This window comes from Pseudomonas sp. S4_EA_1b, assembly GCF_016307435.1.
Taxonomy (GTDB): domain Bacteria; phylum Pseudomonadota; class Gammaproteobacteria; order Pseudomonadales; family Pseudomonadaceae; genus Aquipseudomonas; species Aquipseudomonas rhodesiae.
On record NZ_JAEILC010000079.1, the window covers coordinates 13,038 to 37,157 of the forward strand.

General features: G+C 62.7%; 21 protein-coding genes. 14 read left to right on the forward strand and 7 right to left on the reverse strand.

Going from position 1 to position 24,120, the window contains the following annotated elements; genetic code table 11:
• Positions 1 to 53: 53 nt before the first annotated feature.
• The 7 genes from YA0848_RS23230 (at position 54) to YA0848_RS23260 (ending at position 9,337) form a co-directional block, all read left to right on the forward strand.
• On the forward strand, positions 54 to 974 hold the full coding sequence (locus YA0848_RS23230) for a LysR family transcriptional regulator (RefSeq protein WP_047882982.1): 921 nt from the start codon (positions 54 to 56) through the stop codon (positions 972 to 974).
• A 235-nt stretch (positions 975 to 1,209) separates the two neighbouring features.
• Positions 1,210 to 2,745 (forward strand): MFS transporter, encoded by a 1,536-nt coding sequence (locus YA0848_RS23235; protein ID WP_169903707.1) that lies wholly within the window; start codon positions 1,210 to 1,212, stop codon positions 2,743 to 2,745.
• A 15-nt stretch (positions 2,746 to 2,760) separates the two neighbouring features.
• On the forward strand, positions 2,761 to 3,819 hold the full coding sequence (locus YA0848_RS23240; RefSeq protein ID WP_169903706.1) for an HlyD family secretion protein: 1,059 nt from the start codon (positions 2,761 to 2,763) through the stop codon (positions 3,817 to 3,819).
• Entirely contained in the window at positions 3,816 to 5,261 is a 1,446-nt protein-coding gene (locus tag YA0848_RS23245) for an efflux transporter outer membrane subunit (protein WP_169903705.1), read from the forward strand. The genes YA0848_RS23240 and YA0848_RS23245 overlap by 4 nt, the downstream gene beginning before the upstream one ends.
• A 73-nt stretch (positions 5,262 to 5,334) precedes the next feature.
• Positions 5,335 to 5,844: a sigma-70 family RNA polymerase sigma factor gene (locus YA0848_RS23250; protein ID WP_034095247.1), complete on the forward strand. Its 510-nt coding sequence runs from the start codon at positions 5,335 to 5,337 to the stop codon at positions 5,842 to 5,844.
• Entirely contained in the window at positions 5,841 to 6,791 is a 951-nt protein-coding gene (locus YA0848_RS23255) for a FecR domain-containing protein (protein ID WP_169869037.1), read from the forward strand. Before YA0848_RS23250 ends, YA0848_RS23255 begins: the two co-directional genes overlap by 4 nt.
• Before the next feature lie 92 nt (positions 6,792 to 6,883).
• Positions 6,884 to 9,337 carry a TonB-dependent siderophore receptor gene (locus YA0848_RS23260; protein WP_123480107.1) on the forward strand — a complete coding sequence of 818 codons (2,454 nt, stop codon included), beginning with the start codon at positions 6,884 to 6,886 and terminating at the stop codon, positions 9,335 to 9,337.
• Positions 9,338 to 9,345: 8 nt separating this feature from the next.
• On the opposite strand, the gene YA0848_RS23265 is transcribed toward YA0848_RS23260, so the two are convergent.
• From YA0848_RS23265 to YA0848_RS23285, 5 genes are all read right to left on the reverse strand, one after another.
• Entirely contained in the window at positions 9,346 to 10,017 is a 672-nt protein-coding gene (locus tag YA0848_RS23265; protein ID WP_034095250.1) for a serine/threonine protein phosphatase, read from the reverse strand.
• On the reverse strand, positions 10,014 to 10,688 hold the full coding sequence (locus tag YA0848_RS23270) for a hypothetical protein (protein ID WP_232925165.1): 675 nt from the start codon (positions 10,686 to 10,688) through the stop codon (positions 10,014 to 10,016). Before YA0848_RS23270 ends, YA0848_RS23265 begins: the two co-directional genes overlap by 4 nt.
• A gap of 26 nt (positions 10,689 to 10,714) precedes the next feature.
• Positions 10,715 to 11,341 (reverse strand): hypothetical protein, encoded by a 627-nt coding sequence (locus tag YA0848_RS23275; RefSeq protein WP_034095252.1) that lies wholly within the window; start codon positions 11,339 to 11,341, stop codon positions 10,715 to 10,717.
• An 82-nt stretch (positions 11,342 to 11,423) separates the two neighbouring features.
• Positions 11,424 to 12,128, reverse strand: coding sequence for a DUF3142 domain-containing protein (locus YA0848_RS23280; protein WP_034095253.1), 705 nt, complete (start codon positions 12,126 to 12,128; stop codon positions 11,424 to 11,426).
• Positions 12,125 to 14,296 (reverse strand): outer membrane assembly lipoprotein YfiO, encoded by a 2,172-nt coding sequence (locus YA0848_RS23285; RefSeq protein WP_169903704.1) that lies wholly within the window; start codon positions 14,294 to 14,296, stop codon positions 12,125 to 12,127. The genes YA0848_RS23280 and YA0848_RS23285 overlap by 4 nt, the downstream gene beginning before the upstream one ends.
• Before the next feature lie 223 nt (positions 14,297 to 14,519).
• On the opposite strand from YA0848_RS23285, the gene YA0848_RS23290 reads away from it, so the two are divergent.
• From YA0848_RS23290 to YA0848_RS23305, 4 genes are read left to right on the forward strand one after another with little or no spacing between them, the layout of a single operon-like run.
• A complete protein-coding gene (locus tag YA0848_RS23290) occupies positions 14,520 to 15,230 on the forward strand; it encodes an efflux RND transporter periplasmic adaptor subunit (protein ID WP_376697652.1) in 711 nt (236 codons plus the stop codon).
• Positions 15,227 to 16,546: an efflux RND transporter periplasmic adaptor subunit gene (locus YA0848_RS23295; RefSeq protein WP_169903702.1), complete on the forward strand. Its 1,320-nt coding sequence runs from the start codon at positions 15,227 to 15,229 to the stop codon at positions 16,544 to 16,546. Before YA0848_RS23290 ends, YA0848_RS23295 begins: the two co-directional genes overlap by 4 nt.
• A complete protein-coding gene (locus YA0848_RS23300; RefSeq protein ID WP_034095257.1) occupies positions 16,546 to 18,642 on the forward strand; it encodes an efflux RND transporter periplasmic adaptor subunit in 2,097 nt (698 codons plus the stop codon). Before YA0848_RS23295 ends, YA0848_RS23300 begins: the two co-directional genes overlap by 1 nt.
• Positions 18,643 to 18,657: 15 nt before the next feature.
• Positions 18,658 to 19,173, forward strand: a complete 516-nt coding sequence (locus YA0848_RS23305; RefSeq protein ID WP_034095258.1) for a GNAT family N-acetyltransferase — start codon at positions 18,658 to 18,660, stop codon at positions 19,171 to 19,173.
• Here YA0848_RS23305 and YA0848_RS23310 read toward each other — a convergent pair.
• Both YA0848_RS23310 and YA0848_RS23315 read right to left on the reverse strand, forming a co-directional pair.
• Positions 19,149 to 19,457, reverse strand: a complete 309-nt coding sequence (locus YA0848_RS23310; RefSeq protein ID WP_034095259.1) for a hypothetical protein — start codon at positions 19,455 to 19,457, stop codon at positions 19,149 to 19,151. The two genes, YA0848_RS23305 and YA0848_RS23310, sit on opposite strands and share 25 nt — an antisense overlap.
• 72 nt (positions 19,458 to 19,529) lie before the next feature.
• A complete protein-coding gene (locus YA0848_RS23315; protein WP_169903701.1) occupies positions 19,530 to 20,117 on the reverse strand; it encodes a phage tail protein in 588 nt (195 codons plus the stop codon).
• A 201-nt stretch (positions 20,118 to 20,318) separates the two neighbouring features.
• Between YA0848_RS23315 and YA0848_RS23320 the strand changes: the two genes are divergently transcribed.
• The 3 genes from YA0848_RS23320 to YA0848_RS23330 all read left to right on the forward strand — a co-directional run.
• Positions 20,319 to 21,929 carry a glycosyltransferase family 39 protein gene (locus YA0848_RS23320; RefSeq protein WP_184316385.1) on the forward strand — a complete coding sequence of 537 codons (1,611 nt, stop codon included), beginning with the start codon at positions 20,319 to 20,321 and terminating at the stop codon, positions 21,927 to 21,929.
• Between the two features lie 87 nt (positions 21,930 to 22,016).
• On the forward strand, positions 22,017 to 22,859 hold the full coding sequence (locus YA0848_RS23325) for a sulfotransferase family protein (protein WP_236238726.1): 843 nt from the start codon (positions 22,017 to 22,019) through the stop codon (positions 22,857 to 22,859).
• Between the two features lie 51 nt (positions 22,860 to 22,910).
• Positions 22,911 to 24,120 (forward strand): DUF4347 domain-containing protein (locus tag YA0848_RS23330; protein ID WP_232925166.1); only part of this gene is annotated, 1,210 nt, incomplete at its 3' end.

Genomic DNA, 24,120 nt, shown 5'->3' on the forward strand with positions numbered 1-24,120 from the left:
CACCCTGATACGATTGCGCCCAGTTCACTCCTTACCGCATACGAGTGCTTGGCATGCAACTACCGGATATGAACCTACTGGTCGCCCTCGACGCTTTGCTCGACGAGGGCAGTGTGGTCGGCGCCGCGCGCCGCATGAACCTCAGCCCGGCGGCCATGAGCCGTACTCTCACGCGCATACGTGAAGCGGTGGGCGACCCGATCCTGGTGCGCGCCGGGCGTGGCCTGGTGCCGACGCCCAAGGCCCTGCAGTTGCAAGAGCAGGTGCGCAACGTGGTCGAGCAGGCGGCGCTGTTGTTTCGCTCGGCCGACCAAGTGGACCTGAGTACCTTGCGCCGGCGCTTCAGCGTACGAGCCAATGACTTCTTTATCGGTGTGTACGGCGGGCGGCTGTTCGACACCATGGAGCGCGTCGCACCGCTGTGCGAGCTGTGTTTCGTGCCCGAAGGCGACACCGACGACGAAGCGCTGCGCGAAGGTCGACTGGACCTGCGTGTGAGCAACACCATGCCCGCCAGCCCTGAAGTGAAAGTACAAAATCTGTTCTCCACCACCTTTGTCGGCCTGGCGCGGCAAGATCATCCCTTGTTCGATAAAGAAATCACCGCCGCCCGCTTCGCCAGCTATTCCCACATCAGCATCTCGCGGCGCGGCATCGCCCGTGGGCCGATCGATACGGCCCTCAATGCCCAGGGCTTGGAGCGCCGCGTGGCGATGATCGCACCGGGGTTTCACGGCGCAATGTTTATGCTGCCCGACTCCGACCTGCTTCTGCCGGTGCCCAAGGAAGCGCTCTACAGCGCCAACCGGCTGAAGCTGCCCCTGCGCGCGTTCCCGCTGCCCATCTCCTTGCCGACACTGGTGTTGGCCCAGTCCTGGCACCCGCGCTTCGACAACGACCCGGCGCACAAATGGCTGCGCGAGACCCTGCGTGAAAGTTGCCACGCCACCTGGCTGGAAGCTCAACCCTCCTGACCTCTAAATCATGCAGGGTCAAAATGTGGGAGGGGGCTTGCCCCCGATAGCGGTGTGAAGATGGAAAAAACTGTGGCTGTCAGAAAGCATCAGGGGCAAGCCCCCTCCCACCTGGGGTTTTTGGCCGGGTTCGAGATTGCGTTTGGCGCACTTATAAGCTGCCGATAAGTAACTTTTTGTCATGTGTTAGCCTGATTAAACTGCTCGGGTATTCCCTACGCCGAGTTACCTGTTCATGACGTCCCTCGCTGCTCCCACCCTTGCGGCCGCAGCCCAACCCACCGCCATCGCCTCGCCCGTATTCGGCCCGCGCATCATCATCGGCCTGATCGGCGTGTTGCTGGCGGTGCTGGTGTCCGGTCTCAACGAGATGGTCACCAAGATTGCCCTCGCCGACATCCGTGGCGCGCTCGCCATCGGGTTTGATGAAGGCACCTGGCTGGTCGCCGCGTATACCGCCACCTCCGTGTCGGCCATGGCCTTTGCACCCTGGTGCTCGGTGACCTTTTCCCTGCGGCGCTTCACCTTGTGGGCCATCGGGTTGTTCACTTTGCTTGGAGTGCTGTGCCCGCTCGCGCCGAACTACCAAAGCCTGCTGGCGCTGCGCACCCTGCAAGGCCTGGCCGGTGGAGCGCTGCCGCCGATGCTGATGACCGTGGCGCTGCGTTTTCTGCCGGCCAACGTCAAGCTGTACGGCCTGGCCGGTTACGCACTTACCGCCACCTTCGGCCCGAGCCTGGGCACGCCGCTGGCGGCGCTGTGGACTGAATACGTCGGCTGGCAGTGGGCGTTCTGGCAAATCGTCGCGCCGTGCCTGTTGGCGATGGCCGCCGTGGCCTACGGGTTACCGCAGGACCCGTTGCGCCTGGAGCGCTTCAAGCAATTCAACTGGCGCGGCCTGCTGCTGGGCTTCCCGGCGATCTGCATGCTGGTCATCGGTGTGCTGCAAGGCAATCGTCTGGACTGGTTCGAGTCCGGCCTGATCACCTTCCTGCTCAGTGGCGGTAGCCTGTTGCTGGTGCTGTTCCTGTTCAACGAATGGTCGCAGCCGCTGCCGTTTTTCAAGCTGCAGATGCTGGGCCTGCGCAACCTCGCGTTTGCCTTGATCGTGCTGGCGGGCGTGCTGATGGTGCTGACCTCGGTGATCCTCATCCCGTCGAGTTTTCTCGCTCAGGTGCAGGGATACCGGCCGCTGCAAACCGCACCGCTGATGCTGCTGATGGCGCTGCCGCAACTGATCGCGCTGCCGCTAGTGGCTGCCCTGTGCAACCTGCGCTGGGTCGATTGCCGCTGGGTGCTGGGGGCGGGGCTGGGCATGCTGGTGCTGTCCTGTGTGGGCAGCGCGCACCTGACCTCGGCGTGGATTCGCGACGATTTCTATGTGCTGTACCTGCTGCAAATCTTCGGACAGCCCATGGCCGTGTTGCCGTTGTTGATGCTTTCCACCGGCAGTATCCAACCGGTGGAAGGCCCATTCGCCTCGGCCTGGTTCAACACCGTCAAAGGCCTCGCCGCCGTGATCGCCACGGGTGTGCTGGATGTGCTGACGACCCACCGGGTGCATTTTCATTCGAGCAGGCTGGTGGACGGCCTCGGTAATTCGCCCCTGGCCGACGCCGATGCCCCAGGCCTGGCGCACCGTCTGCATGAGCAGGCCGTGGTGCTCACTTCTTCGGATCTGTACTACGTCATGGCCGCGGTGGCGGCGGCGTTGATCCTGCTGATTTTCTGGATGCCCACGCGGATCTATCCGCCGCGCGCACCGACCTAGCACAAAGGAATTTCCATGAAACGCAAAGACAAAATTGCCGTGTCGGCCATCGCCGTATTCGCCGTCGGCGTGCTGGTGTACCTGGCCGTCCCTGGGCTGTTGGGCAGCCGACAACAGACCACCAACGACGCCTTTGTCGCCGCTGACTTCACCCAGGTGGCGCCGCGCGTGGCCGGTTTTATCAAGGAGGTGCTGGTGGAAGACAACCAGCGCGTCAAAGCCGGGCAACTACTGGCGTTGATCGACGACCGCGATTTTCGCGCTGCCGCTCAGGCCGCCGATGCCGACACACTGGTGGCCCAAGCCCAACTGAAAAACGCCACCGCGACACTGGAGCGGCAAACCTCGGTGATCGCCCAGGCTCAGGCCACGGTGGCGGCGGATCGTGCCGAAGTGGCCTTCGCCGAACACGAACTGAATCGCTACAACCACCTGGCCGGTGTTGGCGCCGGCACCGTGCAGAACGCCCAGCAAGCCAAGACCCGCATCGACCAGGCCACCGCTCGCCTGGCCAAGGCCACGGCCGTGCTGGCGGCCGAGCGCAAGCAGGTGGAAATCCTCACGGCCCTGCGCGATGCCGCCGAGGGTGGGCTCAAACGCGCTCAGGCGGCGCTGGAAATGGCCAGTTATCAGCTGTCTTACACACGCATTGTCGCGCCAGTGGATGGCATGGTCGGTGAGCGCGCGGTGCGGGTCGGTGCCTACGTAACACCGGGCAGCAAGTTGCTGGCGGTGGTGCCGTTGGCCGAGGCGTATGTGGTGGCCAATTTCCAGGAAACCCAGCTGTCCCACATGCATGCCGGTCAGGCCGTGCAGGTGCGCGTCGACAGCCTCGACGGTGAAGTGCTCGACGGCCACTTGGAAAGCCTAGCGCCCGCCACCGGAGTGACCTTCGCCTCGATCAAACCGGACAACGCCACCGGCAACTTCACCAAAGTCGTGCAGCGTGTTCCGGTGAAGATCGTGCTTGAGCCCAATCAGCCGCTGACCGAGCGTCTGCGGGTCGGTATGTCGGTGGAAGCCAGCGTCGATACTCAAGCCGTAGCGCCACAGCGCGAGGTAGCCCAGCAATGAGACACCTCGCCTGGCTCACCCTCGGCCTGATCAGCCTGAACGCCTGCACCGTCGGCCCGGACTTCCAGCGCCCCCACAGCGCGCAGCCCGCGCAGTGGGCCGAACCCCAAGGCCGTCAGGCTGCCAGCCACGCCGTCAGCGACCCCTTGCAGGAGCGCTGGTGGGACGTGTTCCACGACGCGCAATTGTCGGCGCTGACCCGGCGCGCCCTCAGCGATAACCTCGACTTGAAACTGGCCAGCAGCCGTCTGCAACAAAGCCGTGCGGTGCGCCAGGTAACCACTGCCGAGCGCTACCCGAGCGTCAACGCTACCGGCGCCTATCAGCGCAAACGCAACAGTGGTAAGGGCCTCAACGACCCGTCCGGCGAGAATGGCCGCGCCGCGTTCAACCAGTGGGACGCCGGGTTTTCCGCCGCCTGGGAGTTGGACTTCTGGGGCCGGGTCAAACGCGAAACCGAGGCGGCCGACGCCACGCTGCAAGTCGCGGAGAATGACCGTCGCGCCGTGCTGCTGTCAGTGTTGGCTGAAACCGCCCAGGACTACATCCAACTGCGCGGAGTGCAGAACATCCGTGCCGTCACCGAGCAAAACCTCGACGTGGCGCGACACAGTCTCAAGCTCTCGCAATTGCGCCTGGCCGACGGCGTGGCGACTGACTTGGATGTGGCCGAAGCCGCCGCCCAGGTCGCCGCCATCGAAGCACGCCTGCCCGACCTGCAACAGCGTCAGGATCAGTTGATCAACGCTTTGAGCCTGCTGATGGGCGAGCCGCCGCAAGCTCTGCATGCACAGTTGTCCAAGGCTGCTGCCGTCCCGCAAACCCAGCGCCAGGTCGCCATTGGCCTGCCGTCTGAATTGGCCGAGCGTCGCCCCGATATCCGCCAGGCCGAGGCGCGACTGCACGCCGCCACCGCCAGCATCGGCGTGGCCAAGGGCGATTTCTACCCGCGCATCACCTTGTCCGGCAGCCTCGGCTCCCAGGCCATGCAACTGTCGGATTTCGGTGCGTGGGGCTCACGCGCCTTTGCCTTCGGCCCACAGCTGAGCCTGCCGCTGTTCAATGGCGGACGCTTGCAAGGCATGGTCGAGTTGCGCGAAGCCCAACAGCAGGAAGCGGCGATTGCCTACCAGCAGACCGTCTTGCGCGCCTGGCATGAAATCGACGATCAACTGACCCGCTACAACGCCAGCCAACTGCGCCGCGACAGCCTGACCGAAGCCGTGCGCCAGAACCAGATCGCCCTCACCACCGCGCAACATCAATACGTCGAAGGCGTGGTGGACTTCGTCAACGTGCTCACGGTGCAAAGCGCGCTGCTGGCGACCCAGGAGCAATGGGTGGAGAGTTCCACCGGCGTGTCCCTGGCCATGGTCGGGTTGTACAAAGCCTTGGGGGGCGGGTGGGAATCGGTATATCCGTTGCAAACGGCAGGGGGCTGATCGACAAAGAGTTTTGTCAGTAACGAAATAAGGTGTAATGATAATTGCTCTCAATAGTGTATCTGAGCTTTTCATGGACACCGCGACTGACGGCCAGCAACAGCTTCATCTTCTGTACCGCGACCATCACGGCTGGCTGCAAGGCTGGTTGCGCAAGCGCCTGGGCGATCGAGAGCACGCCGCCGATGTAGCCCAGGACACGTTCCTGCGGCTGTTGGTGTCCGGACGTTTTCCAGGTGACAAGGAAAGCCGCAGCTATCTGGCGCAGATCGCGCGCAATCTGGTGATTGACCAGTGGCGGCGCCTGCGTATCGAACGCGCCTATTTGGAGAGCATCGCCCATCTGCCGGAGCCGGAGTCGCCGTCGCTGGAAACCCGCGCACTGATCCTTGAAACCCTGATGCAGATCGACGCCATGCTCGACCGCATGCCCGACAACGTGCGCCGGGCCTTCCTGCTATCGCAATTCGAGGGGTTGAGCTACGCGCAGATCGCCGAGCGCCTGGGTGTCACCATCAGCTCGGTGCAGAAATACATGACCCGCGCCATCGTCGCCTGTTACCAGGTGGTCTACGAAGAATGAAACACGACGCACCCATTGCCCCGGCCATTGTCGAGCAAGCCAGCGAGTGGTTGATGCTGCATTGGGGCGGCGAGCTGCACGGCGAGCAACGCCACGCTTTTGCCCAGTGGCAGGCCGCCGATGCGGAACACCGTCGCGCCTGGCAACGTTTGCAGCACTTGCAACACACCCTCGGCGGCGTTCCTGCCGACAGTGCCCGCGCGGTGCTACGCGATACGCCGGACACCCAGCGCCGCGCCGCCCTCAAGCTGCTCGGCGCGCTCTTGATGGTCGGCGGCAGCGGCTATCTGGTGCGGCGTAGTGAACCTTGGCAAGCGGCATTCGCCGAACATCGCACGGCGACCGGTGAGATCCGCTACGTCACCCTCAGCGACGGTACGCGTCTGGACCTCAACAGCGACAGCGCAGTGGATGTGCGTTTCAGCGCCACTGAGCGACGTATTCGCCTGATCCGAGGCGAGATCCTGCTGACCAGCGGCCACGATGCACTGCGCCCGCTGATCGTGGAAACGGCGGCCGGCGATGTGCAGGCGCTGGGCACTCGCTTTGCCGTGCGCGAACTGGACGCGGGCAGCCGTGTCGACCTGTATGAAGGCCGCGTGCGCGTGACCCCGGTGCACGGCGCTGCGGTGCAGATGAACGCCGGTGACAGCCTGTGGTTCGATCAGCGCCAGACCCTTGCGTTACCTGCGGTGGGCGCCAACGGCAGCAGTTGGACCGAGCATCGCCTGATCGCCGAACGCCAGCCGCTGGGCGAATTTGTTACGCAGTTGAGTCGCTATCGTCCTGGCCTGTTGCGGTGCGATCCGGCCGTGTCCGGGCTGTTACTCACCGGTGTTTTCCCGTTGAACGATACCGACGCGATCCTTGCCGCCCTGGAGCGCTCGTTACCGGTGCACGTCCAGGCAGTCACCCGCTACTGGGTGACGATCAAGGCTCGTGTCTGAAAATATTTTCTCTGGCGCTTGTCGGTTTCTCCATCCCGTTCGGGATACCTCTTGAAAGCCAATCAAGAAGCGTTCTCACGGGGAGTCCTGCAATGCCGCACCACCCAATCCAACCCTTGGCCCGCGCCCTGCGCCATGGTCTGTTTGTCGGCCTAATGGCGACCGCGCCGATGCTGCCGACCTTGGCCTATGCCGCCGAAGCCACTGAAGAAGTGCGTACCTACGCCATCCCGGCGGGCAGTCTCGACCAGGCGTTGAACCGTTTCGCCAGTGCCTCGGGCATCTTGTTGTCGGTTGATGCCACGCTTACGGAAGGTAAGCGCAGCGCCGGTCTGCAAGGGCGTTATGCGGTGGGGGCCGGTCTGGAGCGGTTGCTGGCGGGCAGCGGCCTGGTGGCGATGCAATCCCAGGGCGGTTGGTCGTTGCAGGAGAGCGCGTCTGACGGCACGTTGCAACTCGGGGCTACTCAGATCAGCGCCCAGCAAGCCGAGGAAAGCGCCTGGGGCCCGGTGGACGGTATCGTTGCCACCCGCAGCGCCTCCGGCAGCAAGACCGATTCGGCACTGGTGGAAATCCCCCAGACTATCAACGTGATCACTGCCGCCGAGATCAAGGCCCGCGGTGCCCAGAGCGTTACCCAGGCATTGCTGTACACGCCGGGCATGAGCGCCGGCGGCTTCGCCGACCGGGTCAAGTTGTTCGATGAACCCACCTCGCGGGGCTTCTCGCCCACACCCCTGTACCTCGACGGTTTGCACCTGCCCTATGGCGGTGGCAGCACTGGCGGCGCGCTGCAAATCGAGCCCTATTCCCTGGAGCGCATTGAAGTCCTCAAAGGCCCGGCTTCGGTGCTGTACGGGCAAAACCAGCCGGGCGGTATCGTCAATATGGTCAGCAAGCGCCCCAGCGAAACCCCGGTACACCAAGTGGTGCTGGAAGCCGGCACCTACGAGCATAAAAGCGCGGCCATCGACCTCAGCGGTCCGCTGGATGAGCAGGGGCAATTTCTGTATCGCCTGACCGGCCTGGCCAACGATGGGCAGGACGAGATCAACTACGTCGAGAACAAGCGCCAGTTCATCGCCCCCAGCTTCACTTGGCGACCCAACGACGACACCCATGTGACGCTGTTCGCCCAGTACCAGAAAGACAAAGGTGTGCCCGAAGCCCAAGGCCTGCCGGCGTCCGGCACCTTGTGGGCCAACCCCAACGGCAAGATCAAGCGCGATGTGTTTATCGGCGAGCCCGGCGTCAACCAATACAACCGCGAGCAGTACGTGCTGGGCTACGAGATTTCCCATCGCCTTAACGACACCTGGACCCTCAAACAAAATGCGCGCTACGCCGAGGTGGACGACCGTTACACCGCGCCGTTGCACGGCTACCGTTTCGTCGCCAACCCGGCCACCGGTGTGCAGGACCAACGCTACCTGCAACGCTTCGGTGTGGACTGGGCGCAAAACAACAAAGTGTTTGGCGTGGACAGCATCGCTCAGGCCGAATTCGACACAGGCGCGTTGTCCCACACCCTGATCCTGGGCCTGGATTACTACCATTCCGGCTCGCTGTTCCATGGCCTGTATGACCGCAACCCGCCGATCATCGACCTGTTCAAGCCGGTCTATGGGCAGCGCCTGAATTTTGGCCAGCCATATCGGTGGGATCGCACCATCACCCAGACCGGCCTGTACGTTCAGGACCAGATCAAGTTGGATAAATGGGCGTTGGTCCTGGGCGGGCGCTATGACTGGGCCAACGTGGTGAACAAAGAACCCCTGACCGACACGCGCTTTGCCAGCAAAGACCAGGCGTTCACCGGTCGTGCGGGGTTGGTGTACTTGTTCGATAACGGCCTGGCGCCCTTTGTCAGCTACACGGAATCCTTCCTGCCACTGGCGGGCACCGACGTAAATAAAAAGCCGTTCGAGCCATCTACCGGCAACCAGTACGAAGTCGGCGTGAAGTACCAGCCGCCCGGCCAGAAGAGTTTTGTGCAGGTCTCGGTCTATCAGCTGGACCAGGAAAATGTGCTCACCACCAACCCGGTGGACACCACCTACAGCACCCAAAGCGGCGCCATGCGCTCACGCGGCGTGGAGCTGGAAGCCAAGGCAGCGCTCAGCGACGCTTGGGAGATCATCGCGTCGGCCTCGCGCAATGACATCAAATACACCAAGGACAACGACGGTCGCCAAGGCCGCCACCCCGCAGGCATTTCGCCGCTCACGGCGTCGATGTGGGTCAATTACACCGTGCTTGGCGACACCCCGCTGGCCGGTCTCGGCGCGGGACTGGGTGTGCGCTACGCCCGCCAAAGCCTGGGCGACTACTACGAAGGCGCCTTCAGCGTGCCCTCGTATAGCGTCTATGACGCCAGCCTGAGCTACGACCTAAGCCGCTCGCCGCTGAAACTCAAAGGCGTGAAACTGGCGCTGAATGTGCAGAACCTCACCGACAAGACCTACGTTTCGCAGTGCACCAGCGATCTGGATTGCTACTACGGGCAAGGACGGACGGCGGTGTCGAGCCTGACGTACGACTGGTAGCCAGGTGCCTAAGATCGCAACAGCATGAAGGTGGTGTCGTCGTGAGTTGAACAGCCGTTAAGGGTTTGCTGTGCAATGGCCCTGAGTTGGTTCTGGACAGACAGTTCGGCCCAGAACCCATCCGTCGCCATGATCCATGTTGTGTCTTTGATTATCTGCAAGGATTGAATGTGAGGCTCATGGCGGCGGCGGTAGCTCATGCAGTTGAGCAGAGTTTTCCGCGCAGGGCTGTTGGCTATGAGTGAATGGCTCAGATCACCTTTCCAGTTGGGGCCGCAGTGGGGTGGGCTTATCCAATTCAGCTGCTGACCTTTTCCCAGATATCCAAGGCAACAGTCGCCTGCATGAATGGATATGGCGGTTTGACCGACTACCAGGAGCGCAAGATAGCTGGCGGCGGCAAAGGGGAAGTCCGGGCATAGATTTGAATGCACTCGATTGAGTGATGTGAGTGTCAGCGCCAAAGCCTTATCTTTGCAGGCCGAGACGGCAGTCGCTGAGTGAGAAAAGGTGTCCAGCAGATGGTGGCTCAGGGCTCGCGCCAACTCGCCACTGCCTGGTTTGGACGTACCGTCGGCAATCACGTAGAGATATGAATCTGCATTGCGTGCCGAACCGCAGGCGTCACGGTTTTCTGCTCTGTGGATACCTTGCCGACTGACACTGGAATGCAGAATCAAATGCGCACCCCGAACTCAATCAGTCTATCGAGGCGCTCGTAAATCAACGTTTCTCGATCGGGGTCTTGAGCGGTGCTTTGAATCACATCCTGAAAAGCAGTGAGTCTGAGCAGAGACGAGAGCTCCTCGCCCACAAAGCGTCGTAGCTCGATAGGTGCGTATTTTGTTTCTGCAATTAGCTCTTCCCGGCCATCCAGCAGAGCGATGATGTCTTCAATATCGTTGGACATCAGTAGGTCGCCCTTGCCCCGGCCTAGATATGCCTGGAGTTTTGCGGCAAGAAACCAAGGGGCTGCGAACACCTTGATAGGCGTTCCATTAGGCAATGTGTAATCAATCGCATTTTCCAGCCCTCCGACAAACCAAGTATTGGAGAACCCCAGTATTTTTTCATCGGTTGGCATGAAATCGACTTTCAGCGCTCCTAGACGCAAGCGACAGGTGACCGTGTCCTGGCCTGTATTTTTGAACCCTTTGGTTTTAAGGGTTTCTTCAAGCCGATACCAAGCGGCAGTACTGGTCAGGTGGATGACCAGATCCACGTCATCGGTACCGCGGATGGATTCTTGTGTGTATTCGTCGGTAATCAACAGGACGGTTGTACACCCACCGACAAAGGCCACTTGCTGGCGTAGCTCTGCCCCCAATGCGTCGGCGACCGCTTCAAGCATTTGCAACATCATTTCCCGAACTGAATTCAAAGGATCAACTCCCTCAGCAGTGCATCGGCTACCTTGGTCTCGCGCGGTCCGCCGATGCGAATTGCATCGACTAGAGCCAGGAAGTGATAGAGAAGCTCGTCTTTTTTTACCGCCCCAGGAACAGTTTTGTACAAGGGCGCGATTTCCTGACCTTTGCTTTTGCCATACGCATCTGGCCACACGGGGATGAGATCGCCACCGCTCATGACTTTACCCGTCAGGATAGGGGCCCCGAATGCTGTTGGAATTCCGCGAACGACGGCGCCAGGCTTTGCGGGAAATACGTAGCGAATGCCATATTTCACGAAGTCCAGAAGGGCTTCTCTTCTTACCAGAGGCTGCCCGCTGAGGCGGTTCGTGTGAATAAGGCCGATCTCTCGACAGCGATTCAGAGAATTCGATACCTCGCTTTTGCTCAACGCCAACGACGCAGACAGTGCTCGAACGGAGTAGCTATCACTGTTATTCGGGAGCGTGTCGCCGTCGCTATCCTCCCAACCTTTCCACTCACTACCTGCAAGGAAAACAAGCGTTTCGGCCTCTTTTCCGGTGGCCCGCTCTTTCACCGCCTGTAGTTCCAGGCTAATCAGTTTGAAGAGGATAACGATATCCTGACTTTTCATAGGGCTCCCTGAAGCGGCTGTCCACTGTCCATGGACCGTGGACGATTTCTTGCATGGAGGGATAGCCCTGTCAAGAAAGGAATCAAAGATTCTGCAAAAACACCACATACCCCCGAAACCACTCATTGCTCTGCAAATACCCCGGCGCCTGCCATTCACCGCCCTGAATCAAGCCGATCTTGAACGGCAGCCCCAGCCGATTCATCCGCGGCAAGTACGCGGCGTAATCCGGGATGCTGTGGCGGCCTTGATAGGTCTGCACCACCACTTCATCCACCACGCCTTTGAGCTGGGCGATGGCGGCCGGGTCGGCGTTGCTGCTCCAGTCCATCAGGCCGGTGATGCTCAGCCGCAAGTCGGCGGGCAGGCGCTGGCGCAGGTCGCGCAGAAAGTCGGCGTATTCGTGCAGGTATTGGGTACGGGCGTCGAAGTCGATCTGAATGCCTATTACCGGGTTGCCCGCGTCGCGCCAGCGTTGCACCTGGCCGAGCAGCTGGGTGTAGATCGGTTCGGGCCAGCGCAAGGTGTGGGCGCGGTATACCACCCAGACCTCGCCCTGGGTCAAGCGCGGTACGCTCATGCCCTGGGCGATCAGCTGCACGCCGCGCTGGGGGGCGCGGCGGGTAGAGTTGATCTGGCCCTGCAGGATGTAGAGGGTCTTGGCCTGCTTGAGCACCGCTTGGGACTTGACGCCGCTCCACAGCCAGAAGGCGTCATAGTCGCGGGCGTCGACGGCACCGAAGGCCGGGCTCGCCAGCATCAGCAAGCCTAGCCACAGGTGTTTCACCAGTAGTACTGCAGCGATTTGCCCCACTGGGTGTCGGCGTAGCCGCTTTTGAGCTGGCGGAACCAGGCTTTGCGCACGGCCGGTTCAACGTCCTGCCCACCGCAGCTGTTATAGCCGGCCGGCGCGTAGCAGTTGATGGCGCGGAACAGCGCATAGGCCTTGTCTGTCTTCGGCGCCTTGGCGTCGCCGATCACCTGCTTGTAACCGTCGAGTCGCGAGAAGGTGGCCCCTTTGAAGTCCGACGCGGTGCTGCCCAGGCTGCCGGCGGCGCGTGCTTGTTCCAGCGGCATGCCGTCCAGGTTGTTGCGCAGGATGAACTCGCCGAGGCAGTTGAGGGCCTGGGGGTTTTTGGCCTCGGTTTGCAGGGTCGCGGCAGTTTGCGCGATGGCCGGGCAGGTGTAGCCGGAGGCGGCTTTTTCACCGTTCCACTGGAACAGTTTCAACGTCTGCCCTTCGCTGTAGACATAGCCCAGGCTGCTGCTCAACTTATCTTCGGGCATCGGGGTCGGCAGTTGCTTGAAGTCCTCGGCAAAGGTGGCGAACTGGCCGCGCAGCAGGTCTTTGTAGAGCAACACGAATTGCGCGGTCTGGCGCTCCACCGGGTCGCTGGCCTGGGCGATCTGTTGGCGCAGCAGCTCAGGCCCGGCGACGTTGCGCAACAGGCTGTAGCGCACTTGCTTGGCGCTGATCGGCGAGTCGGCGGCAAACACCTCGGCCAACTGGCCGCTGCGCTCGTAGTTCATGGCCAGGGCCAATTCCAGTTGATCGCGCATCAACGGCAGTTTGGCCAGTGGCAGCAATTGCAGCCACAGCGCTTGGGCGCCTTTCCAATCTTGCTTGGCTTCCATCGCCAGGGCGCGCAGGGTCTGTTGGCTGAAGGCGAAGTAATTCAGGCTCGACGGCACACTTTGCGGCAGCTGCTTCAGCGCGGCATCCGGCTGGTGCTCGATGTACAACGCACACACCGCCAGCAGGTAATCGTAGAGTTCGGGTTCGCTGGCAAACAGTGCCTTTTGCTTTTCCAGGTCTGCGCGGGACAAGGTCGGCTGGTTGCCGCCGCGCATCACCATCAGGTCGCTGACCAGTTGGATCATCGGCGTCTTCACTGGCTGGCTGTTGACCATCAACAACTTGAGGTCAGCCTCTTCCACCAGCTCATCCTCGGACACATTGCGCTGCGCGTCGCTGGCTTGCGTGAGGCTCCAGGCATACGCCTCGGCCAGTTTGCTGCCATCATCGGCCAACCAGTAGACCCGCCGCAGCAGGCCGCGCGCGGAGGCGCTGTAATCGCCTTGTGGATAAGCACTCAGGTAGCTATCGAAAGCTTGCTCGGCATTGGCCAGCGCCGACTTATCCACACGCGCCAGAGTCGGCACGCCGTCGGCATCGTACGCGTCGGCCTGGGCCTGGTTCAGCGCAGTGCGGGCGGTCATGTACAGCGCGGCTTCCTTGAGCCAGGGCAGGGCGCTGCTGCGGGCGGCGCTGAAGCCGCGCTCGGCTTCGGCAAAACGGCCGCTGTAAAAATCGGCGGCGGCTTGCAGGTAGGTGTACAGCTGCTGGCCGTCGGTCGATTGCAGTTGCTGCGCATTCGCCACGACCGGGCCGTCCCACTCGCAGGTGGTGAGCAGTTGCAGGCGGGCTTTGACCAGCAGCTCGCGTTCGGCGGCCGGCATATCGGCCTTGACCACTTGGCGCACAAACGCGGTGGCACTGTCGTCGTCGTTGCTGCGGCAGCGGCTGCCCTCGCCCGTGACAAACGCCTCGCCGGCGGTGGTGTAGTCCTCGCGCTTGATGCCCAGGGGTTGCAGCAGGTTGTCCAGTTCGGCAGTGGACGATGTGTCTGCGCCGTCATCCGGTTCAGTGTCCGAGCTGCCGAGCAGCGTCAGGCGATACACCGGGAACGGCACAGGGCCGAACCCCTCGGCCAGGTCATCTTCGCTCAAGGCATTGGGCGTCAGGCCCGTATTTTTCTTGTCGGCCAGCAGCAGGCGCAGGTTGACCCGGCTGTCGTTGCCAGGGCTGAGGAAAGGCTGGTTGCTACACGGGTCGAGGGTGTCGCGGGAAACACGCCAGTCGGGGTAGCACGAATCGTCGGAGCTGGCCTGGGCCTGCACAGAGAGACCGGCCAGCAGGGCCAGTGCCAGAGGTGACAAAAAACCGATGCGCATGAGGTGTCCTTGATCCTGGTGCTTGGAGGGGCGCAATCATAGCTTGATCTGACAATTGCTTTGGTGACTGCCTACACAATTTGCCGATTTGTCCGATTGGGGGTAGTGGCAATTTAATTTCGCTGACTTAGACTGCGGTCATCGTCAGGGAGTCGACTATATGAAGCAGTTGCATGGATGGGCGTTGGGTTTTATCGGCATATTGGGCGTGGCTCAGCTGGCCATGGCCGAAGACCCGTTGTTGGATCATTCGCCTGCGACCACCGCCAGTGCCGGCAGCGAAGCACGGGGCGTGTTGCGTGCCCGCGACCAGGCGATGCTGGCCAGTGAGCTGTCCGGGCGCATCGTCGAGTTGCCGTTCAGCGAGGGCGAGACGTTCAAAAAAGGCGACACTCTGGCGCGTTTCGATTGTTCGGCCTACCAGGCCCAATTGAACGCCGCCCAAGCCGCCAGCCGTGGTGCCGGGGAAGAACTGGCGCACAACAAACAGTTGGCGGCGCTCAATTCAGTCGGACGCTTTGAAGTGGCCCGCGCCGAAGCGCGGTTGAGCGAGACCCAGGCCCAGTCCCAGGTCTACCAGGTACAAGTCAAACGCTGCAATGTGCTGGCGCCGTATGACGGTCAAGTGGTGCAGCGCAAAGTGCAACGCTATGAAAGCGTCTCGGCCGGCGCGCCGCTGCTGGAAATCGTCGATAACCGCAGCCTGGAAATTCACCTATTGGTGCCGTCGCGCTGGATGGGCAAGCTCAAGCCGGGGCAGACGTTCAGTTTTACTCCGGATGAAACTGGCCAGGCGTTCAGCGCTACCGTCAAACGCCAGGGCGCACGCATCGACGAGGGCAGTCAGACGCTGCTGCTGGTCGCCACCTTGCCCAATGCCACCGGCTTAATGGCGGGTATGAGCGGCACCGCCCACTTCGCGCAACTGCAATGAACGCACCCATGACGGGGAACACCGAGCGGGTGTTCGCGCAATTTCTGGACCTCGAACGCCAGACCCGCGCCGCCCGCTCCACTGAGCAATTGGCCTACAGCTTGGTCAACGATGGGCAAGCGCTGTTCGGCTATCGCCACGCTGCATTGTTGATTGCCGGTAAGGTGCAGGCGGTCACAGCAGTGAGCAGCATCGACCCGAACGCGCCGTTCGTGGCGTTTGTCGAGCATGCGGTGGGGCAGTTGCACTCGCTCGACCTCGGCCAGACCGCGCGCGTGGTGCCTGCCGAGCAATTGAGCGATGCCGTGCGCGCCGACTGGCAGAGCCTGTCGGCCGAACAGGTGTTCTGGTTGCCGCTGATCAACCCCCAGGGCCAGGTGTTTGGTGGCCTGTGGCTGGCGCGGGATACGCCGTGGAACCCGGCAGAGCAAGTCTTGCTGGCGCAATTGGGCGACACCTACAGCCATGCCTGGCACGCGTTGCAACCGCGCCAGCCGTGGCGCCTGCGCCTGACCCGCAAACGTCAGGTGGCGGTGGGGGTCGGGTTGCTGCTGATGTTGCTTATCCCGGTGCGCCAGTCGGTGCTGGCGCCCGCCGAAGTGGTGCCGCTGGCTGGACAAGTCGTCGCGGCACCCTTGGATGGGGTGATTGCCGAGTTCTTGGTTAAACCCAACCAGAGCGTGAAATCCGGCGACCTGCTGCTGCGTTTTGAAAGCACTACCCTGACCGCCCAGGCGGACGTGGCGGCGCGGGCCCTAGGTGTGGCGGAGGCGGAGCTCAAGGCCAATTCCCAGCGTGCCTTTGCCGATGCCGAATCCAGCTCGCGCATCGACTTGCTGGCCGCGCGCGTCGAGCAAAAACGCGCCGAACGCGACTACGCCCGTGAGCTGCTCAAGCGCAGCGAAGTGCGCGCCGAGCGCGACGGCATCGCGGTGTTTGCCGACGCCGAGCGTTGGACCGGCAAACCGGTGCAAACCGGCGAGCGCCTGTTGCAGATCGCCGACCCCGGCCAGGCCGAGTTGCGCATCGAACTGGCGGTAGGCGATGCGATTGCCCTGGCGCCCGACGCGCAGGTCGCGCTATTCCTCGACAGCGACCCGTTGCAACGTCACCTCGCCACCCTGCAACGCGCCGCGTACGAAGCGCAGCCCACGCCGGGCGGGCAGTTGGCCTATCGCTTGGATGCGCAGTTCGATGACGCGCCGCCGCGGATCGGCCTGCGTGGCACTGCGAAGCTGTATGGCGACCGCGCGCCGCTGGCCCTGTACCTGCTGCGGCGACCGTTGGCGGGCCTGCGCCAAAGCGTGGGCCTCTGATGAGCCTGCCCAAGCTGCGTGACGACCTGCAACTGTCCAGCGCCGGCGCGGCATTGGATGGCTCGCCGCGCTGGACCCTCGCCGACCCAGTGCGTGGGCGCTATTTCAAGCTGGGCGCCACGGCCATCCGTCTGTTGCGGCATTGGTCCCTGGGCGACCCGGAAAAAGTCCTGCAAGCTGCCAACCGCGAGCCGGGCTTGCCCCTGGGGAACAGCGAAGTCACCGAGCTGCTGAGTTTTCTACGCGCCCACGACCTGATCGCTGCCCTCGACCCCGAGCAACGCGCCAGCTATCTGTATAAAGCCGCCGCCCAGAAGCAGGGCCTGTGGCAGGTGCTGCTGCATCAATACCTGTTTTTCCGCATCCCACTGTGGCGCCCGGACACGTTCCTCAATCGCGCCTGGCCGTGGTTGGCGCGGTTTGGTCCGGGCCTGTTGCGCTACGGTTTGCCGATGACCCTCGGTCTTGGGGTGTTTTTGGTGGCGCGCGATTGGCAGCGCTTCCTGGCGACGTTCCCGCACCTGTTCAGCCTCGGCGGCGCCCTGGCGTTTGGTGTGGCACTGTTCTTCGCCAAGTTGTGCCATGAATTCGGCCATGCCTTCATGGCCAAGCGCGCCGGTTGTCGGGTGCAAAGCATGGGCGTGGCCTTCATGGTGCTGTTGCCGATGTTCTACACCGACGTCAGCGACGCCTGGCGCGTCAATGATCGCCGCGCCCGCTTGATGATCGGGGCCGGCGGGGTGATGGCCGAGCTGCTGCTGGCGTGTATCGCCTTGCTCGCCTGGTCGCTGTTGCCGGATGGACCGGCGCGCACGGCGGCGTTCATGCTGGCCAGCGCCACCTGGCTGACCACCCTGGCGATCAACCTCAACCCGTTCATGCGCTTTGATGGTTACTTTTTGATCAGCGATTTATGGGGCGTGGACAACCTGCAAGGCCGTGCCTTCGCGCTGTGCCGCTGGCGTCTGCGCGAACTGCTGTTCGGCTATGGCGAACCGGCCCCGGAGCCGTGGTCGCCGGCTTTGCAGCGACGCCTGTTGTGGTGGGGCTACCTGGCGTGGCTGTGGCGTGCGGCGCTGTTTCTGGGGATCGCGTTGGCGGTCTATCACCTGTTCTTCAAGCTGCTCGGAATCTTCCTGATGCTGGTGGAATTGGTGTGGTTTATCTGCCTGCCGATCTACAAGGAATGGCACGAATGGTGGAGCCGTCGCAGCCAGGCCCATGCGCCCCGGGTGTTGCTTAGCAGTCTCGGGTTGGGGCTGATCGTGCTGGCGCTGGTGGTGCCGTGGCGCAGCGCGGTGGAACTGCCGAGCATGCTCGAAGCGGGTCGTGTCAGTGCCTTGCATGCGCCGGTGGCGGCGCGGGTCAAGGCATTGCGGGTGGTGGACGGGCAGGCGGTGACCCAGGGCCAGGTGCTGATCGAACTGGAATCGCCGGACCTCGACGCGCGCCAAAGCATCGTGCGGCGCGAAGTCGAGATCCTGCAATTGCAGATGCGCCGCCAGGCTGGACGCAGTGAAACGGCGGCCGACGCCGGGATCATCGATCAGCGCCTGTCCCAGGCCCTGGCCGAATACCGCGGCCTCGCTGCCCAACGCGAACGCCTGCTGTTGCGCGCCCCCCATGCGGGCACCGTGCGCGATGTATTGCCGCAATTGGACGTGGGTCGCTGGCTGTCGCCCAAGGATGCGCTGGTGCAGGTGGTGGAGGATGGCGCGCGCCTGCGTGGCTACCTGGCCGAGGCCGAGTTGTGGCGAGTCGGACCAGGGGCGACCGGGCGGTTTATCGCCGATGACCCGATGCGCGCCGCGATCCCCGTTGAATTGACCGACGTTGACGCAAACGGCGTGGCTTATCTGGATCAGGAGGCGCTGACCTCCGACCATCACGGGCCAATAGCCGTACGCCGCGACGAAAACCAGCGTCCTGCGCCGGTACAGGCGCAATACGGCGTGCGTCTCAAAAGCCTGCGGACGATCGACACCCCCCGGCAGCCGTTGCGCGGCGTGGTGCTATTGCAAGGACGCAGCGAGTCGGTGCTGGGCACGGCCTGGCGTCGAGCGGTGGCGTTGGGCGTTAGGGAAAGCGGATTCTGACAAGGAGTGCAGACGATGATGAACAATCAGGGCGGGTTGGCGCAGGGCTTAGCGATGCGCCCGTCACGGGCCAGCGACGGGCCGTTTTTGCAGAAGCTCTACCATTCGGCGCGGGCGGATCTGCAGTGGATCGACGGCGAGCAAGAGAAGGTAGAAGAGGTCATCGCCCAGCAGTTCCAGGTGCAGGAGCGGGGCATGGACCAACAGTTTCCAGGGGCCCTGCATTACGTGGTGGAAAAGCTCGGCACGCCCATCGGTGCCTTGAGTGCCGACTTCGGCGCCAATGAAATTCGAGTGTTGTACCTGGCGCTTATCCCCGCCGCACGTGGCCAGGGCTTTGGTCGGGCGATGCTGCATAGCGTTCAGCAGGCCGCCACCCAAGTGTGCTGTCCGGTGGCGACGGTGGTGTGGGCGAGCAACCCCCATGCGCGCCAGCATTACCTGGCGCTGGGGTTTCGTGTGGAAGAACAGACACCGGCGGCGCAGCGGTTGGTGTGGTACCCGCCTCAGTTGAACACGATGCAAAAGTAACCGCGCTCGCCGTCACGCCCCATGGCGGGCTCGCGGGACACGAACACGTGTTCCAGGCACACATCCGGCAAGGGCATGCGGCATAAACCGTCGACGAACTCCGTCGGGCCGAGGCTGTTGAGAGACACACTGAAGCCCTCGCGTACGCTGCCCGGGAAACCGGACTGTGGCGACGGGCGCAGCCCCTGGACCTGAATTTGAAGTGCCGAGCCATCCGGCAGGTACAGCACGCTAGGCTGGGTCAGCAAGGGGCGAAAGTGTTCGAGGGTGACCTGATTCAACATGGTTCGGCTCCGCATCGGAAGTGCCGAGGCCCATGGGCCGCGGNNCGCCCCTGGGCCCGCGCCCGGGGGGCATCATGGGCGTGAAGGATAAAGTCCTTCCAAGGCAATGCTGAAGTTGATCGCCAGATAGGGGTTCATAATGCCAACGGCCTGGCTCTGGCCGGCGCTGGCCGTCTCGCCGCTCAAAGCGCTGGTGACGCCCTTGAGTGGTACCGGGTTGGCGCCTTGTTGATCGGAATAGATCGTAGCGCTGCCCGGTCCTGGGCCAGAGGCGCCGATGTAGGCATTGGTAGGCGTAGGCACCGTTACTGGGTTGCTGACTACGCTGGTCAGTTGCACCGTGGTGTTGCCTGCGAGTGTGCCTGCGCCATGGGTGTGGGCGGGGAGGTTGCCGGCCAGCAGCGTGACCGACTCGCTGCCCGAGAATGCACCGATCGCATGGGGCGACAGCCCCGTGCCTTGGCCCATGCCCACCGGCACGCGGCTTTGCAGGTTCGGCAGTTGGAAGGTGTACTGACCGTTGCCGCCGTAGAAGGTGCCAATCAACGAAAACAGCACGGCGTTCTGTTGCACAGCCACGATCTGGCCATTGCATAACGCCCAGCCATTGGGTGCGTAGTTAAAGGCAAAAGACTGGATGGTGCCGATAAATACTTCCATGAGTCGCGAATCCTTGTGTGAGCTCTAGGGTCTTGGACGACGCCTATCGATCGGGCGCCATCGCAAAGCGTAGACGCACATTTGCGCTACGCCCAACGGTTGCGAAACCGCGAGCGAAACCTGGGCTTTTGCCCTAGAGTTGCGCGTGTTTGCGCATGTGTGGCGTTTACCCGGGAAACCGGCGGTATCAGGGGATTTGAGGTGCGACGGTCTGTGGTCGAGCAAGACGAAAAAGTGGGCCCATTTGCCGTAGCGGGCGCCTGGGAAGGCAGCCGTTGGCTGAGCCGGTTATGGTGGGTGCCGATCCGCGCGCTGGCCATAGCCACGCGGTTCTATGGCTTGACGGCCGCGGCGATCTGGGGCGACGAAGGTTCGAGCCTGCTGCTGAGCGAATATGCCGTAGACGACCTGTGGTTTCACGCGGCCCATGACGTGCACCCGCCGCTGTACTTTTTCATGTTACGTGGCTGGATCGAGCTGTTTGGCGACGGCATCTGGTCGATTCGTGCCATGAGTGCGATCCCCGGCGTGGTCGCCGTGGGCCTGGGCGTGTGGCTGATGCGGCAACTGTCCACACGCCGCGCTGCCGCGCTGGCGGGCGTGCTGCTGGCGTTGTTCCCAAGCGCCGTGCGCTACAGCCAGGAAGTGCGCATGTATTCGCTGCTGGCCGTGTGGCTGCTGGGCGCCACGCTGGCGCTGGTGTACTGGGTGCGCCAGCCCGAGCGCACGCGGTGCCTGGTGGCTTATGTGTTGTTGATGGCGGCCGGTTTTTATACCCACTACTTCACAGCGTTGTGCGTGCTGGTGCACTGGGCCTGGCTGGGCGTGTTGTGCCGCTCCCAGGCGCCCGGCCAGCGCCTGCTCACGCGTCCGGTGTGGTGGTGCGCAAATGCCGCGATTGTCGCGTTGTACCTGCCTTGGCTGCCGAACCTGCTGGATCTTGTCCAGCATGTCGAACAGCTCAAGGTCGGCGGTGATATTGGCTGGGAAGACCCGGTCACGCTGACCTCTGTGCCTTCGATGATCTGGCAGTTCGTGCTGCAGGATGAAGGTGTCGGCTTCTGGGCACCGCTGTTCTGGCTGTTTCCGCTATCGCTGGTGGCGGCGGTCGCGGTGACCGTCTGGAAGGAACGGGATAGTTACTCTCCGGCCTGTCTGCTGGCGCTGTTTTTTATGCTGCCGCTGCTGGTGGTATACGGCGTGTCGTTTGTATCGCCTGTGTTCATCGAACGTTACCTGACGGTGTATGCCCTCGGCTTGCCAATGCTCATTGCCCTGGCCATCGAGCGTCTGCCGACGCGCCTGTCGTGGCTCGGGGCGGCGTTGCTCGTGGTATTTGTCGGCGTTGAGCTGCTGGGTTTGAAGAACAACGCCACGGTGGATGTGCATGACCAATTCAACGTGCCGGTGGAGTTCGTCAATCGCAATTACCAGGAAGGCGATCGCATCGTGCTCAGCGACATGATGTGGTACTTGAGCTACGTGTATTACGACCAGACCGACGCCCAGTTGCAGCTCTACACTCCGCCCAAGCCCGACGGCACACCGACCCGGCCAAACGCCTATGGTTTCGGCACCCTGGTGGATCAGGACGGTGGACGCATTTACCTCGACCGTCTGTCGGCTTTACCCGCCCAGACCCGCCGTGTCTGGCTGATCAGTAGCAACGAAATGCCGGATGATTTCGCGCCGATTCCCGACGGTTGGCGCCAAGTGTTGCAGCAAGATGGCGGCGGTGCGCGGGCGCGGCTGTTTTTGCTGTGTGTGGGGCCTGACTCTATGCAGCCTGAGTTAATTTCGAAACAGTATTAAATCGGATGCGAGTAGTGGCAATTTCATACTAGTGGCTGTAGCAATCCTGAGCTAATCTTGGTGACAAAGGAATTGTCCTACAAAGTGGTGAATGGATTGCCGTATCACTTTATTTCCGGCTTGCCGCGCTCCGGCTCGACCTTGCTTTCTGCCATCTTGCTGCAGAACCCGCGCTTTCATGCGGGCATGAGTAGCCCCGTGGGCCTCCTATTCAATGGCGTGCTGGCGCAGTGCAGCGCCGGCAGTGAATTTGGCTCGGTGATTGACGCCGACACCCGCCGCCGCCTGCTGCGCGGCCTGTTCGATTCCTACTACGCCGACAAAACCGCCACGCCCGTGGTGTTCGACACCAATCGCCAGTGGTGCGCGCGCATGCCGGCGCTGCATGACCTGTTTCCCCAAGCCAAAGTCATCGCCTGCGTGCGCAACGTCGCATGGATCATGGACAGCCTGGAGCGCCTGTACCGCGCCAATCCCTTCGAAAATACCAAGCTGTTCAACGACGATGTCGAGCGCAACACGGTGTACAGCCGTGTCGAGACCCTGGCCCAGCGCAACCGCATGGTCGGGTATGCATGGTCGGCGCTCAAAGAGGCGTACTACGGTGAACACGCCGGCTCGATGCTGATCGTCGACTACGACCTGCTGGCCCAGGCCCCCGAGCGGGTCATGCGACTGGTCTACGAATTCATCGGTGAGCCGTGGTTCGAGCATGACTTCGACAACCTCAGCTACGACGCACCGGATTTCGACCAGGACCTGGGCGTAGCCGGTCTGCATCGGGTCAAACCACAGGTGGCGTTGCAAGCGCGGCGCAGCCTGCTGCCGCCGGATCTGTTCGAGCAGTTCGCCCATATGGATTTCTGGCGTGACGGCAGCTTGAGCGCTGCCAATGTGATTCGCACCAAAGCCGACGCCGCGATCAGTTGATCGCGTTTTTTTTATTTGTGGGTATCAGCATTCGACAAGCGGGTGAGCAGCATGTGGTGGAGCAAAGGCAAGGCACGGCAAACGACAACGCGCGCGCGCACGCAGGCGACGCCGATGATCATGTCCCTGGAACCGCGCATGCTGTTCGACGGCGCGGTCGCCGCCACGGTGGCTGATGTGGCGCAGGCCGACAGCCATGCCACGGCTGCCGATGCGGCCGCCAAGGCGCCGACCGCCGAGCACGCCGGCGCCGTCGGCGAAACCCACGGGCAAACCGATGCACCCGTGACTCCGGCCCCGGTCACTGTGCCGGGTGAGTCAGTCGTATTCGTCGATGCACGGGTCAAGGACTCCGCCGAGTTGCTCAAAGGCGTCGCCCCCGGCACCCAGGTGGTGCAGTTGGATGCGAGCAAGGACGGCCTGCAACAGATCGCCGATTACCTGGGCAGCCACCAGGGCGTCAGCTCGGTGCAGATCATCGCCCACGGCAACTCGGGTGACCTGTGGCTGGGCAACACCTATTTATCGGCAGACAACATCGCAGCTCGTAGCGAGGTGCTGGCGCAGATCGGGCAGGACATGAACGTCGGCGGCGACATCCTGATCTACGCCTGCAACACGGCAGCGGGCGATAGGGGCGTCAACTTTGTCGACTCGCTGGCGCAGCTGACCGGGCGCGATATTGCCGCGTCCAGCAACCGCACCGGCGCGGGCAGCGACTGGACCCTGGAAATCGCCACCGGCTCCATCGAGAGCCGCACCGCGCTGGCCTACGGGAGCATGTCGGGGTATCAGTACAGCCTGGCGACGGTCACGGTGCTCAATAATGGCGACAGCGGTGTCGGCAGCTTGCGGCAGGCCCTGAGCTCCGCGGTGTCGGGGGATACCGTGGCCTTCGGTGCTGACATGACGATCAACCTCAACAGCCAGCTGATCATCAGCAAGAACCTCACCATCGACGGCGATCGCAACAATGATGGTGTGGCGGACGTGACCCTCAGCGGGCAGTACAAAACCCAGGTACTGCAGGTCAACTCCGGGGTCACCGCGACCCTGGATGGCCTGATCATCACCAAGGGCCTGGTAGCCGGCAACGGCGCTGCGGCGGGGACCGACGGAACGGCGGCGATGGGCGGCGGTATTGTCAACTTCGGTAACCTGACCTTGACCAATGTCACCGTCACCAGTAACGCAGCCTCGGGTGGCGGCGGCGGTGGCGGAGTTACCGCGCCTTACGTCGGTGGCGCGGTCGGTGGCGGGG

What these genes read in the sequence shown, in the direction of transcription:
- YA0848_RS23310 (WP_034095259.1), bottom strand. Translation starts at nt 19,457, where the DNA reads ATGTTGAATCAGGTCACCCTCGAACACTTTCGCCCCTTGCTGACCCAG.
- YA0848_RS23260 (WP_123480107.1), top strand. Translation starts at nt 6,884, where the DNA reads ATGCCGCACCACCCAATCCAACCCTTGGCCCGCGCCCTGCGCCATGGT.
- YA0848_RS23270 (WP_232925165.1), bottom strand. Translation starts at nt 10,688, where the DNA reads ATGCTTGAAGCGGTCGCCGACGCATTGGGGGCAGAGCTACGCCAGCAA.
- YA0848_RS23300 (WP_034095257.1), top strand. Translation starts at nt 16,546, where the DNA reads ATGAGCCTGCCCAAGCTGCGTGACGACCTGCAACTGTCCAGCGCCGGC.
- YA0848_RS23315 (WP_169903701.1), bottom strand. Translation starts at nt 20,117, where the DNA reads ATGGAAGTATTTATCGGCACCATCCAGTCTTTTGCCTTTAACTACGCA.
- YA0848_RS23275 (WP_034095252.1), bottom strand. Translation starts at nt 11,341, where the DNA reads ATGAAAAGTCAGGATATCGTTATCCTCTTCAAACTGATTAGCCTGGAA.
- YA0848_RS23245 (WP_169903705.1), top strand. Translation starts at nt 3,816, where the DNA reads ATGAGACACCTCGCCTGGCTCACCCTCGGCCTGATCAGCCTGAACGCC.
- YA0848_RS23255 (WP_169869037.1), top strand. Translation starts at nt 5,841, where the DNA reads ATGAAACACGACGCACCCATTGCCCCGGCCATTGTCGAGCAAGCCAGC.
- YA0848_RS23295 (WP_169903702.1), top strand. Translation starts at nt 15,227, where the DNA reads ATGAACGCACCCATGACGGGGAACACCGAGCGGGTGTTCGCGCAATTT.
- YA0848_RS23235 (WP_169903707.1), top strand. Translation starts at nt 1,210, where the DNA reads ATGACGTCCCTCGCTGCTCCCACCCTTGCGGCCGCAGCCCAACCCACC.
- YA0848_RS23305 (WP_034095258.1), top strand. Translation starts at nt 18,658, where the DNA reads ATGATGAACAATCAGGGCGGGTTGGCGCAGGGCTTAGCGATGCGCCCG.
- YA0848_RS23240 (WP_169903706.1), top strand. Translation starts at nt 2,761, where the DNA reads ATGAAACGCAAAGACAAAATTGCCGTGTCGGCCATCGCCGTATTCGCC.
- YA0848_RS23230 (WP_047882982.1), top strand. Translation starts at nt 54, where the DNA reads ATGCAACTACCGGATATGAACCTACTGGTCGCCCTCGACGCTTTGCTC.
- YA0848_RS23290 (WP_376697652.1), top strand. Translation starts at nt 14,520, where the DNA reads ATGGCCGAAGACCCGTTGTTGGATCATTCGCCTGCGACCACCGCCAGT.
- YA0848_RS23250 (WP_034095247.1), top strand. Translation starts at nt 5,335, where the DNA reads ATGGACACCGCGACTGACGGCCAGCAACAGCTTCATCTTCTGTACCGC.
- YA0848_RS23285 (WP_169903704.1), bottom strand. Translation starts at nt 14,296, where the DNA reads ATGCGCATCGGTTTTTTGTCACCTCTGGCACTGGCCCTGCTGGCCGGT.